Annotated in this window: 13 protein-coding genes; 10 read left to right on the plus strand and 3 right to left on the minus strand. The window is 71.0% G+C overall.

What is annotated here, in order from left to right:
- Window positions 1-6: 6 nt before the first annotated feature.
- From ectB to ACZ52C_RS04330, 3 genes are all read right to left on the minus strand, one after another.
- Window positions 7-1,278, minus strand: a complete 1,272-nt coding sequence (gene ectB / locus ACZ52C_RS04320; protein WP_469073317.1) for a diaminobutyrate--2-oxoglutarate transaminase — start codon at window positions 1,276-1,278, stop codon at window positions 7-9.
- Window positions 1,279-1,384: 106 nt separating this feature from the next.
- The gene (gene ectA / locus ACZ52C_RS04325; protein ID WP_469073318.1) at window positions 1,385-1,915 is read right to left on the minus strand and encodes a diaminobutyrate acetyltransferase; all 531 of its coding nucleotides are present in this window, start codon (window positions 1,913-1,915) and stop codon (window positions 1,385-1,387) included.
- A 339-nt stretch (window positions 1,916-2,254) separates the two neighbouring features.
- The gene (locus ACZ52C_RS04330) at window positions 2,255-3,358 is read right to left on the minus strand and encodes a pyridoxal-phosphate-dependent aminotransferase family protein (RefSeq protein WP_469073319.1); all 1,104 of its coding nucleotides are present in this window, start codon (window positions 3,356-3,358) and stop codon (window positions 2,255-2,257) included.
- Between the two features lie 173 nt (window positions 3,359-3,531).
- Here ACZ52C_RS04330 and ACZ52C_RS04335 point away from each other — a divergent pair, with 173 nt between their 5' ends.
- The 10 genes from ACZ52C_RS04335 to ACZ52C_RS04380 all read left to right on the plus strand — a co-directional run bounded on the left by ACZ52C_RS04335 (window position 3,532) and on the right by ACZ52C_RS04380 (window position 14,901).
- Window positions 3,532-4,383: a transporter substrate-binding domain-containing protein gene (locus tag ACZ52C_RS04335; protein WP_469073320.1), complete on the plus strand. Its 852-nt coding sequence runs from the start codon at window positions 3,532-3,534 to the stop codon at window positions 4,381-4,383.
- Complete coding sequence (locus tag ACZ52C_RS04340) at window positions 4,380-5,219, plus strand: amino acid ABC transporter permease (protein ID WP_469073321.1); 840 nt, start codon at window positions 4,380-4,382, stop codon at window positions 5,217-5,219. The genes ACZ52C_RS04335 and ACZ52C_RS04340 overlap by 4 nt, the downstream gene beginning before the upstream one ends.
- A complete protein-coding gene (locus ACZ52C_RS04345; protein ID WP_469073322.1) occupies window positions 5,216-5,995 on the plus strand; it encodes an amino acid ABC transporter ATP-binding protein in 780 nt (259 codons plus the stop codon). The genes ACZ52C_RS04340 and ACZ52C_RS04345 overlap by 4 nt, the downstream gene beginning before the upstream one ends.
- An 88-nt stretch (window positions 5,996-6,083) precedes the next feature.
- Window positions 6,084-7,175 carry an amidohydrolase family protein gene (locus tag ACZ52C_RS04350; protein ID WP_469073323.1) on the plus strand — a complete coding sequence of 364 codons (1,092 nt, stop codon included), beginning with the start codon at window positions 6,084-6,086 and terminating at the stop codon, window positions 7,173-7,175.
- Between the two features lie 233 nt (window positions 7,176-7,408).
- Window positions 7,409-8,263, plus strand: coding sequence for an ABC transporter permease (locus tag ACZ52C_RS04355; RefSeq protein ID WP_469073324.1), 855 nt, complete (start codon window positions 7,409-7,411; stop codon window positions 8,261-8,263).
- 89 nt (window positions 8,264-8,352) lie between these two features.
- The gene (locus ACZ52C_RS04360; RefSeq protein WP_469073431.1) at window positions 8,353-9,213 is read left to right on the plus strand and encodes a carbohydrate ABC transporter permease; all 861 of its coding nucleotides are present in this window, start codon (window positions 8,353-8,355) and stop codon (window positions 9,211-9,213) included.
- A gap of 36 nt (window positions 9,214-9,249) precedes the next feature.
- On the plus strand, window positions 9,250-10,893 hold the full coding sequence (locus ACZ52C_RS04365) for a type 2 periplasmic-binding domain-containing protein (protein WP_469073325.1): 1,644 nt from the start codon (window positions 9,250-9,252) through the stop codon (window positions 10,891-10,893).
- Window positions 10,890-12,122, plus strand: coding sequence for a LacI family DNA-binding transcriptional regulator (locus tag ACZ52C_RS04370; RefSeq protein ID WP_469073326.1), 1,233 nt, complete (start codon window positions 10,890-10,892; stop codon window positions 12,120-12,122). Before ACZ52C_RS04365 ends, ACZ52C_RS04370 begins: the two co-directional genes overlap by 4 nt.
- A 104-nt stretch (window positions 12,123-12,226) precedes the next feature.
- Entirely contained in the window at window positions 12,227-14,134 is a 1,908-nt protein-coding gene (locus tag ACZ52C_RS04375) for a DUF2264 domain-containing protein (protein WP_469073327.1), read from the plus strand.
- 113 nt (window positions 14,135-14,247) lie between these two features.
- Complete coding sequence (locus ACZ52C_RS04380; RefSeq protein WP_469073328.1) at window positions 14,248-14,901, plus strand: hypothetical protein; 654 nt, start codon at window positions 14,248-14,250, stop codon at window positions 14,899-14,901.
- The last annotated feature ends 71 nt before the right edge of the window (window positions 14,902-14,972 follow it).

A 14,972-nucleotide genomic window follows, 5' to 3' on the forward strand; every position in this document is an offset into this window, starting at 1 on the left:
ACGGCGTCAGACGGTCTCCCGTACGGCGCGGGCGAGGACGCGCAGGCCCTCGTCCAGCTCGTCGGGGGTGATGGTGAGGGCCGGCAGCAGCTTGACGACCTCGCTCTCCGGGCCGGACGTCTCGATCAGCAGCCCGAGCTCGAAGGCCCGCTTGGCCACCCGTCCCGCGCGCTCCTTGTCGTGGAACTCCATGCCCCACACCAGGCCGCGGCCCCGGTACTCCTTCACGTCGGCGAGGTTCTCCTCCGTGATGGAGATGAACGCCTGCTCGACCTGCTCACCCCGCTTGCGGGTCTGCTTCTCCATGACGGAGCCGTCGGCCCAGTACGCCTCCAGGGCGGCCGTCGCCGTCACGAAGGCGGGGTTGTTGCCGCGGAAGGTGCCGTTGTGCTCGCCCGGCTCCCAGATGTCCAGCTCCGGCTTGAACAGGCAGAGCGACATCGGCAGCCCGTAGCCGCTGATGGACTTCGAGACGGTCACGATGTCGGGCGTGATGCCGGCCTCCTCGAACGAGAAGAAGGCGCCCGTACGGCCACAGCCCATCTGGATGTCGTCGACGATGAGCAGCATGTCCTGCCGTTCGCACAGATCGGCGAGCGCACGCAGCCACTCCGGGCGGGCGACGTTGATGCCGCCCTCGCCCTGCACGGTCTCCACGATCACCGCGGCGGGCTTGTTCAGCCCCGAGCCCTGGTCCTCCAGCAGCCGCTCGAACCACAGGAAGTCCTCGACGGTGCCGTCGAAGTAGTTGTCGAACGGCATCGGGGTGCCGTGGACCAGCGGGATCCCCGCCCCGGCCCGCTTGAAGGCGTTGCCGGTGACGGCGAGCGAGCCGAGCGACATGCCGTGGAAGGCGTTGGTGAACGACACGACCGATTCCCGGCCCTTCACCTTCCGCGCCAGTTTCAGCGCCGACTCCACCGCGTTGGTGCCGGTCGGCCCCGGGAACATGACCTTGTACGGCAGATCGCGCGGCCGCAGCACCAGGTTCTGGAAGGACTCCAGGAACGCCCGCTTGGCGGTCGTCGACATGTCGAGCCCGTGGGTGACGCCGTCCCGTTCGAGATAGTCGATGAGGGCGCGTTTGAGCACGGGGTTGTTGTGGCCGTAGTTGAGTGACCCGGCGCCGGCGAAGAAGTCCAGGTAGGTGTGGCCGTCCTCGTCGAACATCCGGCTGCCCTGCGCGCGGTCGAAGACGGTGGGCCAGCCGCGGCAGTAGCTGCGCACCTCGGACTCCAGGGTCTCGAAGACGCTCAGGTCGGGCTGGGTGATGGTCACGTCGAATCGCTCCTCGGTGCGTGGGGGTGAGGGGAGGGAGGGGGAGTGGGGGAGTGCGGAAGGGGGCGGGTCCGCCGGCGGGCGGAGACCCGGACGCGCGGCGGCCTCAGGGGGACAGCGGGCCGATGCGGTGGAGCACCTCGGGCTGGTGCGGGCCGTCCGGGAAGTCCCCCGCCTCGAACAGGACCGTGCGCTCGACGCTCGCGCCGTGCCGTTCGGCGTACGCGGCGAACAGCCGCTCGGACGCGGTGTTGCCGGGCGTGATGGTGGTCTCCAGGCAGGTCAGGGGGTGCTGTCGCGCGACCCGGGCGGTGAGCCCGTCCAGCAGCGCGCCCGCGAGCCCGAGCCCCCGGTGCGCCTCGTCGACGGCCACCTGCCACACCAGCAGGGTGTCCGGCCGTTCCGGGCGCACATACCCGGTCACGAAGCCCACCGGTTCCCCGGACTCGTCCCGCGCCACCGCCGAGGTGTCCGCGAAGTCCCGGCACCACAGCAGATAGCTGTACGAGGAGTTCAGGTCCAGCGCTTTGGAGTCCCCGGCGATGCGCCACAGCGACGCGCCGTCCGACACGTCCGGGCGGTCGATCCGAATCCCTTCCGCGATTTCCGTCAGTGGTTCTGCTTGTGCGGCAGTCATGGGGCTTGAATTTACCCATGGGAATTTCGAATTGCATCGCCGCGCGGGGTTACGCATGAGCCGCTCACGTGTTATCACGCGGGCGTGAGGGGCCTGCGGATACATGGTCGGTATGGTGGGTTTCGCCCGTAAATTACCGCACAAAACGGGCGCGTTGTGGAGTCGGTCACATGTGCGCAACCCTCACGAGTCCTGCTCGAATCGGCCCCGTCGGCGTTCGCGAAACCTTTGCGTTTAGGCGGGGGAAGAGCGGGCAGAAGAATACGGGATTCTATTCTGTGAATTCCACTTCATTTCTGCCGGAAAGCCGTTGGCAATTCCCCCGCCGAAAGCGGCCCGCTATGCGCGGGCCGCCGCCGTCGCCGCCCGCCGGGCCCCCTCCAGGTCGACGCGCGCGCCGAACTCCGCCAGGGCCGCGCCCAGCCCCGCGAGGGCGGAGTGCACCACCCCCGAGGTGGCGTCGGGGCCGTAGTGGTTCACGCGGACCATCTCCGAGGCGAGGGCACCGCCGCCGGCGGCCAGCGGGAGCGCCGGATCCGTGGCCAGCGCCTTGGCGACCAGCTCCGAGGCGTCGACCCCGGCGGGTGTCCGCAGGGTCGTGGCGACGGGTGCCGCGTCGGCCGCCTCACGCACATAGGGCTCCAGGCCTCCGCCCAGCGCGAGCGCCCCGGCCCGGGTCGCCGCGGCGGCGGACGCGTGCCGGGACATCACCGTCCCGAGCCCCTCCGCCTCGATGCGCTCCAGACAGGCCTCCAGGGCGAGCATCTCCAGCTGGGCGGGCGCGTGCAGCAGCGTCCGGCGACCGCCGTCGATCCAGCGCTCCTTCCAGTCCAGCAGGGAGAGGTACGAGCGGCGCGGCGCCCGCGGGTTGGCCGCCATCCGCGCCCACGCCCGCTCGCTCACGGAGATCGCCGACACCCCGGCCGGCCCGCCCATCGCCTTCTGCGCCCCGATGACGCACAGGTCGACACCCCACGCGTCCGGCAGGACCGGCTCCGCCCCGACGGAGGCCACCGCGTCCAGGTAGAACAGGGCGCCGTGCTCGCGGACGACCTCGCCGATCTCCGCCACCGGGTTGGTGTTGCCGGTGGCGGCCTCCGCGTGGACCAGTGACACGAAGTCGATCGCCGGGTGCTCGGCGAAGGCGTCGCGGATCTGTCCGGCCGTCACCGCCGTGTGGAAGGGCACCGCCAGGTCGACGACCGTCGCCCCGCAGTCCCGCAGCCAGTTCCCGAAGGTCTGCCCGTACGGCCCGGTGATCACGTTCAGCGCGGTCGTGCCGGGCCCGGCGGCCCCGCGGATCGCGCCCTCCAGCGGCAGCAGCGCCTCGCCCTGGGTGATCACGACGTCCTGCTCGGTGAAGAGCAGCCGGGCGACCCGGTCCTCGATCGAGGCGAAGTGCGACGCGCTCAGCGGGGCCAGATCCAGAAACGGGTGTGTCACGGGGTGCTCTCTTCACCGACGGGGTAGATGGTGTCGAGGGTACCGACGGCATCCGTGCGGCCCTCATCGCCAACATCGGAGGTCAGACGGCCCGATAGCCATCGGAATAGTTTGAGCGAGCCAAACATTTCCTTATCATCGGTTGTCTCAGTTTCCCCACAGGAGGTCTCCCCGTGAACTCGGTCCCCGGACGCCGGACCCGCATCCTCGCCGCCACCACCGCCGCGGCCGGACTGCTGCTCGTGGCCGGCTGTTCGTCGGACGACGGCGGCAGCAGCGGCACCAAGACCGCGGCCGGCGGGGTCGAGTTGGTGAAGGCCGGTCAGCTGACGACCTGCACGCACCTCCCGTACCCGCCGTTCCAGTCCGAGATCGACGGCAAGGTCCAGGGCTTCGACGTGTCCCTGATCGACCTCGTCGCCGAGGACCTGGGGGTGAAGCAGGACATCCTGGACACCCCCTTCGAGAACTTCAAGACGGGCGCCTTCCTGAACTCCGGCGAGTGCGACCTCGCCGCGGCCGGTATGACGATCACCGACGAGCGCAAGAAGAACGTCGACTTCTCCGACCCGTACTTCGAGGCCACCCAGGCCGTCCTCGCCGACAAGAGCGCCGGCATCGGTTCCTTCGCGGACCTCAAGGGCAAGAAGGTCGGCACCCAGGCGCAGACCACCGGTGAGGACTACGTCAAGAGCCAGGGCCTCGACCCGGTCTCCTTCGAGTCCTCCGACGCCGTCCTCAACGGCCTGCGGACCAAGCAGGTCGACGCCGTGATCATCGACTACCCGGTCGTCCAGGGCTGGCTGAAGGACAAGGCGAACGCCGCCGCGTTCGAGGTCGCCGAGCAGATCAACACCGGTGAGGAGTACGGCTTCACGGTCAAGAAGGGCAACACCAAGCTCCTCGCGGCCATCAACAAGGCGCTGGCCGAGGCCAGGTCCGACGGCACGTACAAGGACCTGTACGAGCAGTGGATCGGCCCGTACGACGAGAGCGCCGCCTCGGCCTCCCCGTCGGCCTCATGAGCGGGACCGACACGGACACAGCGCTCCAGCCGAAGAAGAAGGGCCTGAGCCGGAGCCAGAAGCGCACCCTCTCCCGGGGCGCGCAGTACGCGCTGTTCGTCGCCGCCGTCGTCGCCTTCGCGGTGTCGGCGGACTGGGCCCGGCTGAAGAACCAGTTCGCCCAGTGGGACATCGCCGAGCAGATGTTCCCCGACGTGATCACGCTGGCACTGAAGAACACCGTCCTCTACACGCTGTCCGGCTTCGTGTTCGGGCTCGTCCTCGGCATGGTCATCGCGCTGATGCGGCTGTCGTCGGTGGGCCCGTACCGCTGGTTCGCCGGCGTGTACATCGAGATCTTCCGGGGTCTGCCCGCGCTGCTGATCTTCATCTTCATCGGCGTCGCCGTGCCGCTGGCCTTCCCCGGCACGGAGATCCCCGGCGGCACGTACGGCAAGGTCGCGCTCGCGCTCGGTCTGGTGGCCGCCGCGTACATGGCGGAGACGATCCGCGCGGGCATCCAGGCGGTGCCGAAGGGCCAGCTGGAAGCGGCCCGTTCGCTGGGGTTCTCGCCCGCCCGCGCGATGGTGTCGATCATCATTCCGCAGGCGTTCCGGATCATCCTGCCGCCGCTCACCAACGAACTGGTCCTGCTGTTCAAGGACTCCTCGCTCGTCCTCTTCCTCGGCGTCACGCTGGAGGAGCGCGAGCTGTCCAAGTACGGCCGTGACCTGGCCAGCACCACCGCCAACTCCACGCCGATCCTGGTCGCCGGCCTGTGCTACCTGCTGGTGACCGTTCCGCTCGGCTTCGTCGTACGCCGCATGGAGGCGAAGGCCCAGGAGGCCGTGAAATGAGTACCAGGGCGGAGATCGAGGTCCGGGGCCTGCACAAGTCCTTCGGCGCCAACGACGTGCTGAAGGGCATCGATCTGGAGATCGGGCGGGGCGAGGTGGTGTGCGTCATCGGCCCGTCGGGCTCCGGCAAGTCGACGCTGCTGCGCTGTGTGAACCTCCTGGAGGAGCCGACGAAGGGCCAGGTCTTCGTCGGCGGTACGGAACTGACGGACCCCGACGTCGACATCGACGCCGTACGCCGCCGTATCGGCATGGTCTTCCAGCAGTTCAACCTCTTCCCGCACCTCACGGTGACCGAGAACCTCACACTGCCGCAGCGCCGGGTCCTCAAGCGGGACAAGGCGACGGCGGCGAAGGTGGCGGTAGAGAACCTGTCCCGGGTGGGCCTGTCGGAGAAGGCGAGCGCCTACCCCGCCTCCCTCTCCGGCGGCCAGCAGCAGCGCGTGGCGATCGCCCGCGCGCTGTCGATGGGCCCCGAGGTGATGCTCTTCGACGAGCCGACGTCGGCGCTCGACCCGGAACTGGTGGGTGACGTCCTGGCGGTGATGCGCATGCTCGCCCAGGACGGCATGACCATGATGGTGGTGACCCACGAGATGACCTTCGCGAGGGAGGTCGCCGACCGCGTGGTCTTCATGGACGACGGCTTGATCGTCGAGGACGGCACCCCGGCCCAGGTCATCGGGGATCCGCAGCACGAGCGAACCCGCCACTTCCTCTCCCGCCTGCTGGACCCGGCGATGGCGAACGTGGAGGAGGACGACAGCGCCCCGTAGGGGGCTCGGGGCGATGACATGTGCGGCTCCGCCGCGTGGGCGCGACCGGCCACGACGGACCCGTGCCCGAAGAACTATCGTGCGTGGCATGAACGATCTGCCGGTGCTGCATGTGAAGGGCCGGATCCTCGTGGGTCCGCAGGACGTCCGCGACGAACTCTGGATCATCGACGGCCGCATCTCCTACGACCGCCCAGCCGCCGCCGACGACGTCCGTACCGTCGACGGCTGGGCCCTCCCCGGCCTGGTCGACGCGCACTGTCACGTCGGCCTCGGCCCCCACGGCCCGGTCCCGGAGGACGTCGCGGAGAAGCAGGCCCTCACCGACCGCGACGCGGGCACCCTCCTGATCCGCGACGCGGGCTCCCCCTCCGACACCCGGTGGATCGACGACCGCGACGACCTGCCGAACATCATCCGCGCCGGCCGCCACATCGCCCGTACCCGCCGCTACATCCGCGGCTTCGCCCACGAGATCGAGCCGGAGGACCTGGTCGCGTACGTCGCCCGGGAGGCCCGGCGCGGCGACGGCTGGGTCAAGCTCGTGGGCGACTGGATCGACCGGGGCGTCGGCGACCTCACCGCCTGCTGGCCCCGCGAGGCCGTCGAGGCGGCCATCTCGGAGGCCCACCTGCTCGGCGCCCGCGTCACCGCCCACTGCTTCGCGGAGGACTCCCTCCGGGACCTCGTCGAGGCGGGCATCGACTGCGTCGAGCACGCGACGGGCCTGACGGACGACCTGATCCCCCTCTTCGCCTCCCGAGGCGTCGCGATCGTCCCGACCCTGGTGAACATCGCCACGTTCCCGTCCATGGCGGACGGCGGCGAGGCCAAGTTCCCGCACTGGGCCGCGCACATGCGCCGCCTCCACGCACGCCGCTACGACACCGTCCGCAACGCCCACGACGCGGGCATCCCGGTGTACGTCGGCACCGACGCCGGCGGCTCCCTCGCCCACGGTCTGGTCGCCGCCGAGGTCGCCGAACTGGTCACCGCCGGCATCCCCCCGGCCGAGGCCCTCGCGGCGACCACCTGGCACGCCCGCGCCTGGCTCGGCCGCCCCGGCCTGACCGAGGGCGCCCCGGCGGACCTCGTGGTCTACGCCGAGGACCCCCGCGCGGACGTACGGGTGCTGGGGGCGCCGTCGAGGGTGGTGCTGAACGGGCGGGTCGTGGGCTGAGCCGAGCCAACTCCCTTCTGTGTCGGAACTGTTGACCGGTTACTGAAAACGTTTTAACTTTCCCTCACTCCGACTTCGAGACGTGAGGGGGACCCGTGGCCGCTGTACTACGGGAACGCACAGGTACAGAGGAGGTCGGGTCGGCGCACCGTAGGGCGGACGGTGCGCCACCGCGACGAAAAGGTTTACAGAGCAAGGGCAGAATCCGGGGCACCCGCACCCTCGTCCTGCTCATGCTCCCCGGCCTCGGCTACTTCCTGCTGTTCCACTACGGCGCCCTGGCCGGCAACCTCATCGCGTTCAAGGAGTACGTGCCGTTCGACGGCATCTGGGGCAGCCCCTGGGTCGGCACCGGCAACTTCCAGCGCATGTTCGAGGACGGGGCGTTCTGGGCGGCCGTCCTCAACACCCTCTGGATCGCCGTCCTCCAGCTCGTCTTCTACTTCCCGGTGCCGCTCGGCCTCGCCCTGCTGCTGCACAGCCTCACCTTCAGCACCGTCCGCCGCGTCGTGCAGTCGGTGGCGTACCTGCCGCACTTCATCTCCTGGGTGATCGTCGTCGCCCTGTTCCAACAGGTGCTCGGCGACACCGGACTGCTCAACTCCTCCCTCGACGGCATGGGGTTGAGCACCGTCGACATCATCGGCAACCCCGACGCCTTCCGGCCGCTCACCGTCGCCCAGGTCATCTGGAAGGACGCCGGCTGGGGCACGATCATCTTCCTCGCCGCCCTAGCCCAGGTAGACGAGCAGCAGTACGAGGCAGCCGCGATCGACGGGGCGGGCCCCTGGCGGCGCTTCTGGCACGTCACACTGCCCGCCATCCGCCCGGTGATCGTGCTGCTGCTCATCATGCGGCTCGGCGACATCCTCTCCGTCGGCTTCGAGCAGATGCTGCTCCAGCGCGACGCGGTCGGCCCGGAGGCCGCCGAGATCATCGACACCTTCGTCTACTACCAGGGCATCGTCGGCGGCGACTACGGATTCGCCGCCGCCGCAGGCCTCTTCAAGGGCCTCGTCGGCGCGCTGCTCGTGTACGCCGCCAACAAGGTCGCCCACCGTCTCGGCGAACAGGGGGTCTACAAGTGAGCGCCCGCTCCCGCACCGCCGTACGCTCCCGCACCGCCGTCCGCACCCGCACCGCCGTCCGCACCCGCACCGCCGTCCGGCCCGGCTGGCTGGAGAAGCCGAAGCCGGTGACCCAGGCGGCCAAGGCCGTCGCCCTCGCCGCCGTCGTGCTCCTGGTCTGTGTGCCGTTCCTCGTCATCGTCTCGACATCCCTCGCCTCCACCGACGAGGTCGTGGCGAACGGCGGCTGGGTCCTCTGGCCCACCGAACCCAGCCTCGACGCCTACCGCGACATCCTCGACGGCGGCATCGTCACCCACGCCCTCGGCGTCAGCGCGGGCGTGACGATCGTCGGCACCCTCCTCAGCCTCGCCTGCACCGTCACCCTCGCCTACGCGCTCTCCCGGCCGGGGGTCTTCGGCGGCCGGCCGGCGCTGCTGCTCATCCTGTTCACCTTCCTCTTCCCGCCCGGCATGATCCCGAGCTTCCTGCTGGTCAAGGAGCTGGGCCTGCTGGACAGCTACGCCTCACTGGTGCTGCCCGTCCTCGTCAACGTCTTCAACCTCGTCGTGCTGCGCGGCTTCTTCCAGGGCATCCCCGAGGAGCTGTACGAGGCCGCGCGCCTGGACGGGGCGGGGGACTGGCGGGTGCTGTTCTCCGTCGTCCTGCCGCTGTCCAAGGCCGCGCTCGCCGTCGTCGGACTGTTCTACGCGGTGGCGTACTGGAACTCCTGGTTCTACGCCTCGCTGTACCTGGAGAGCGACCACTGGCCCCTCCAACAGGTCCTGCGCACCTATGTGGTGGCCGGTTCCGGGCTCACCGACGCGACGACCGGCGAGGGCACGGTCACCGCGCCCCAGACCGTGCAGATGGCGGTGCTGGTGATCGCCACCGTCCCGATCCTGCTCGTCTACCCCTTCCTCCAGAAGTACTTCACCAAGGGCGTGCTCACCGGCGCCATCAAGAGCTGACCCCCGCCGATTCCAGCCGACACGAGGGATTCACCCATGCCCCGCATGTCCCGACGTACTCTGCTCGGTTCCCTGGCCGCCGCCTCCGTCCCGGGCGTGCTGACCGCCTGTTCCTCCTCCGGCAGCCGTGACAGCGACGTCTCCAACGCCGGCAAGAAGCTGGCCCCCTGGCCCACGTACCGGCCCACGGCCAAGGCCCCGAAGCCGGACCTCGCCGCCACCGCGGAAGGGGTCCAGGCCGGATACACCTCCTACCCGGCCGAGCTGACACAGTCCGTGTCCCGCACCCCGGGCGACGGGTCCACGATCAAGGTCATGACGGTGTCCTTCGGCACACCGCCCAAACCGGCCTCGTCCAACAGATTCTGGGCGGCCGTCGAGAAGGCACTCGGCGTGAAGATCGACTACACGATCATTTCCCAGGCCGACTACCAGAAGAAGATGGCCACGGTCATGGCGGGCGACGCCGACAGCCTTCCCGACATCATCAACATGTTCACCGGGCTGACCGTGCCCCGCGAGGCCCAGTTCGTGCGGACCCGCGGCGAGGACCTCACCCCGTACCTGTCGGGCGACGCCGTCACCGACTACCCCAACCTCGCCAACATCCCCGGCCACGCCTGGCGGGACATGGGCCGTATCGGCGGCCGGATCTACGGCATCCCCCTGGAACGCCCGCTGCCCGGCTCCACGCTCTGGCTCAACCAGGCCATGTTCGCGGGCGCGGGCATGGAGGAGGGCTGGACCGCGGAGGACTTCGCCGCCGTCGCCCGGCAGGCCACCCGCGGCAGGACGTACGCCCTCGGTGCCGCCCAGGGGTCCGGCTTCGGCAACGGCTTCCACTCCGCCGCCCACAACGCGCCCCAGGACTGGTCCGTCACCAAGGACGGCGTCTTCGTGCCGGGGTACGCGGACGAGCGCTACAAGGCGTCGATCGCCTTCCGCGCCCGGCTGCGCGAGAACGGCTCCTACTACCCGGACGCGACCTCGGTCTCCCAGATCGACCTGAGCAGCCTCTTCCTCAACGGCACCGTCGGCTCCATGCAGGACGGCTTCGGCGCCTATCTGCCCAAGTACCAGGACTCCAAGGGCAAGTTCACCCCGGCCGCCGCATTGCCGTACAGCGTCGACGGCACGCCCGGCGGAGTCGTCGCCGCCCGTCGCTCCTTCGGCTACACCATCCTGAAGAAGGCGAAGAAGGAGCGCGTCGAGCTGATGCTGCGCGTCCTCGACTTCCTCGCCGCGCCCTTCGGTACCAAGGAGTGGGAACTCGTCCACCACGGCGTCGAGGGCGTCCACTTCACCCGGGGCAGCGACGGCTCGCCCGAGACCACGAAGCTCGGCGAGGTCGAGAACAACACCAACCTGCCGCTGAAGTACCTCGCCGAAGGCCCCCAGGTGCTCTTCGTGCCGGGCATGCCCGACGCCGTACGGGCCCTGCACGCCTGGCAGCGGAAGGTCGTGCCGCACGCCGTCCGCAACGCCTCCTACGGGCTGCAGTCCGCCACCTTCAACGCCCAGGGCGCCACCCTCAAGGCCCTCGTCGACGACACGGTCACCGGCATCGTCGCCGGGCGCCTCCCGCTCTCGGAATGGGACACGACCGTGAAGACGTGGCGGCAGCGGGGCGGCGACAGAATGGCCGAGGAGTTCGCGAAGGACTACGCGGCCAACACATGAGCGACGGCCTGCGGCCGGCGGCGGCGGAACAGGAGACGCGGGGGATGGGGAACGACATGGCGCCCGAGGAGACCGAACTCAAGGCCCCGGCACGGCGGAAGCCGGACCCCGGAACCCGGGGCGCCGAGGAGAGCGAGCCCAAGGACCCGGCGGCCAGGGGCCGGATCACGATCCGTGAGGTCGCCGTGCGGGCGGGCGTGTCGACGGCCACCGCCTCCCGCGCCCTCAGCGGCAACCATCCGGTGCCCGCCGCCACCCGGGCCCGCGTCCTGCGCGCCGCCCGCGAACTCGACTACGTCGCCAACGCGCACGCCCGTGCCCTCGTCGGCGGCGGCCGCAAGATGGCCGCCGTCGTCGTCCGCCAGGTCACCAGCCCCTTCTACGCCCAGGTCGCCGAGGGCGTGGAGGCGGAGGCCGCCGACCGGGGCTGGCTGTGCGTGGTCGGCGCGACCGGCGGAGACCCGCAGCGCGAGATGGACTTCGTCCGGCTGATGCGGGAGGAGGGGGCACGGCTGGTGATCCTCGTCGGCGGGGTCGTCGAGGACGACGCGTACCGCTCCCGCGTCGCCCAGTACGCGCAGGCCCTGGACGCCTCCGGCGCCCGGCTCGTGCTGTGCGGACGCCCGGCTCCCGACCCGGGGATACCGGCACTCGTCGTCGAGTTCGACAACGAGGCGGGGGCGCGGGCGATCACCGGGCACCTGCTGTCCGCCGGGCACCGCCGGATCGTCTTCCTCGGCGGACTGCCCGGGAACACGGCGCTCGACGCCCGCGTCGCCGGATACCGGGCCGCGCTCGCGGAGCACGGGCTGCCGCCCGAGGCCGCGCGGGTGGTGAACTGCGGCCTCGGCCGCCCGGCCGGGCTGCGGGCGATGACCGAACTGCTGGAGGAGACACGGGAGTTCACGGCCGTCTTCGCGGGGGACGACATGGTCGCGGCGGGCGCGCTCCGCGCCATCGCCACGGCCGGGCTGCGCGTTCCCGACGACATCTCGGTGGTCGGGTACAACGACATCCCGCTGGCCGAGGACTTCGATCCGCCGCTCACGACGGTGCGTACCCCGGCGGAGGAGTTGGGGCGGGCGGCGGTGCGGATCGCTCTGCGGGATCCGGAGGGGGCGGCGGGGAGCCACCATCTGCTGGGCACGCACATCGTCGTGCGGCGGAGTGTGGCTCCGCCGATGGCTCCGCCGATGGCTCCGCCGATGGCTCCGCCGGTCCGGCCGTAGGTCGCGTGCGGGTCCGTCGTGGCTGGTCGCGCAGTTCCCCGCGCCCCTGAAGGGGCGCGCTGCCCTGCTCTCTGCCCACAACTCACCGGAGGTTTCGACCCCGTATGACCGCGCCGCACATGTCACCCGCCGACAGCTCGACGCTTGCGCCCACCGACTCTCTTCTCTCCCCCCTCACCGGCTGGACCCGAGCCCACTGGGAGGCGCTCGCCGATCGGCTGCTCGACGGGATCGAGCCGTTCGCCTCGCCGGGCCTCGCGCAGTACCGGCTGCCGGGGCGGGCCAGTCATTCGGGGGCGTTGTCCGACGGCCTCGAAGGGTTCGCGCGGTCCTTCCTGCTCGCCGCCTTTCGGATCGCGGGCTCGCGGGGGCGGGTCGGGCCCGCGTTGATCGAGCGGTACGCGGCGGGGCTCGCCGCCGGGACCGATCCGGCCGGCGGTGACGAGCGCTGGCCGGCGATCACGGACCGGGCGCAGCCCATGGTGGAGGCCGCGTCGATCGCGATCGCCCTGCACGAGACGCGCCCCTGGCTGTGGGACCGGCTCGACGACGGGGTGCGCGCCCGGGTCGCCGACTGGCTGGGTGGGTTCGTCGGCGCGGACGTCAACGACTCCAACTGGCGCCTCTTCCAGGTGATCACCGAGGAGTTCCTCGCCTCGGTCGGCGCCCCGCACAGCCGCGCCGAGATCGACGCGGGCCTCGCCCGGCTGGAGGACTGGTACCGGGGCGGCGGCTGGTACACCGACGGCGACGGGCGGAAGTTCGACTACTACAACGGCTGGGCGCTGCACCTGTATCCGGTGCTGTGGGCGCGGATCGCGGGCCCCCGGGCGGATACGGCGGCGGTGGCCCGGCACCGGGCGCGGCTGCGTGAGTTCCTCGCAGCGCACCAGCACTTCTTCGGCGCCGACGGCGGCCCGCTCCACCAGGGCCGCTCCCTCACCTACCGTTTCGCGACCACCGCCCCGCTGTGGGCGGGCGCCCTCGCCGACGCCACGCCCCTGCCGCCGGGCCGCACCCGCCGGCTCGCCTCCGGTGCCCTGCGGCACTTCGCGGAACGGGGGGTGCCCGACGAGCGGGGCCTGCTCACCCTGGGCTGGTACCGGCCCTTCCTCCCCGTCACCCAGCGCTACTCGGGCCCCGCCTCCCCGTACTGGGCGAGCAAGGCCTTCCTCGGCCTGCTCCTGCCCGAGAGCCACCCCGTGTGGACCGCGCCGGAGGAGCCCGCGCCGATCGACACCGACGACACCACGCTCGCCCTGCCCGGCCCCGGCTGGCTGCTGCACACCACCGCCGCCGACGGCCTCGTACGCCTCGTCAACCACGGCAGCGACCGGTTGCCGCCCCCGCCCGCCACCGCCGACGACAGCCCGCACTACGCCCGGCTCGCCTACTCCAGCGCCACGGCACCGGAGACCCCGGCGGGCCCCGACAACCACCTCGCCCTGCTCGCACCCGACGGCACCCCCTCCCCACGGGGCCGGATCCGTCCCCTGGGCGCCGAGGGCCGCCGCGCCGCGTCCCGGTACGGCGGCGCGGACGGCGAAGGGATCGAGACCGTGAGCGTGGTGCACGGCCCGTGGGAGGTGCGGGTGCACCGCGTCCACGCCCCGGCCGGCACGCCCGTACGGGAAGGGGGCTGGGCCGTGGCCGACGACGGGCCGCCCGAGGGGACGTCCGGGCCGGGCTGGGCACTGGCCCGTCGCGCGGACGGCCTGACCAGCGCGCTCGTGGGCCTGCACGGCTGGGGCGACGGCCCCGGCACGGTCGTGTCGGCAGCCGGGACGAACGCCTACGGACACCACTCGGCGACGCCCGTCCTCGAAGGCCGCACGGCGCCCGGCGGTCAGTCGCTCCTGGTCACCCTGGTCCTGCTCAGCGGCGACCCGCACACCCCGCACACCGGCGCGAGCGCCGGGGTCGACGCCGACGGAGACGTGGACATCCGCTTCCCGGACGGCACCCGTGAGTCCGTCCGGAAGGATGAGACGCCGTACGGGCGGCCCCGCTGAGGCTCCCCGACGGGCAGTGCCCGAAGTGACAATGTCGGGGGATCAGCGAACTCCCTAGCTTGGTGACGCACCACACGTCCGTCCCAGACGTCCGTCCGACACCAGGGAGACCAGTGTTCACCCGTTCCCCCCTCCTCCGCACCCTCTCGAACCTGGCGGTCGCGGGGGCCGCCATGCTCGCGGTCCTCGCCCCCGCCGGCGCGGCGTCCGCCCAAGGCGGCTCCGCCGTCGCCAGGAAGGCCCCGGCGGCGGTCGCCGAGAAGGACACCGGGGCCGCGGCCGCCGTGAAGCTCCGCAAGCTCTACGACTGGCGCTTCCACGTGAAGCCCAACAACGCCAAGTACATCGGCCGCCCCTGGAAGGCCAGTGAGCCGATGCAGGAGCTGAAGAGGTGCTTCAACTGCACCTTCCCGGTGAAGAACGCGCCGAAGAAGTACCCCAAGGAAGGTCAGCTGATCAACCTGAAGGCCTGCGCGGCCGGGCCCTTCGGCTGTCGGAACGCGCCGGTGAAGTTCTACACGAAGGGCATGAAGAACGGCTGGTACTTCATCGCGCAGAAGGGCCACTTCGACGGCGCCGGCTCCCGGGTCAACTTCCAGTTCTACAACGAAAAGAAGACCGGCTACCTGATGCTCCACGTCTGGGCCCACGTCGCCAAGCCCTCCGTCCCGGACAGCGTCAACAGGTCGTTCGCGCGCGGCAAGTGGCAGGACTTCAACCACAAGATGGGCGTCAAGATGCACTGCAAGCACAGCTCGCAGTGCTGACCCGCGCGGTGCCCGCCCCGACCGGCCCGAGGCCGTGACACACCCGAGCCGTCCGACCGGTTCGGCCGGCG

The sequence above is a fragment of the Streptomyces sp. NPDC034049 genome (genome assembly GCF_055575575.1).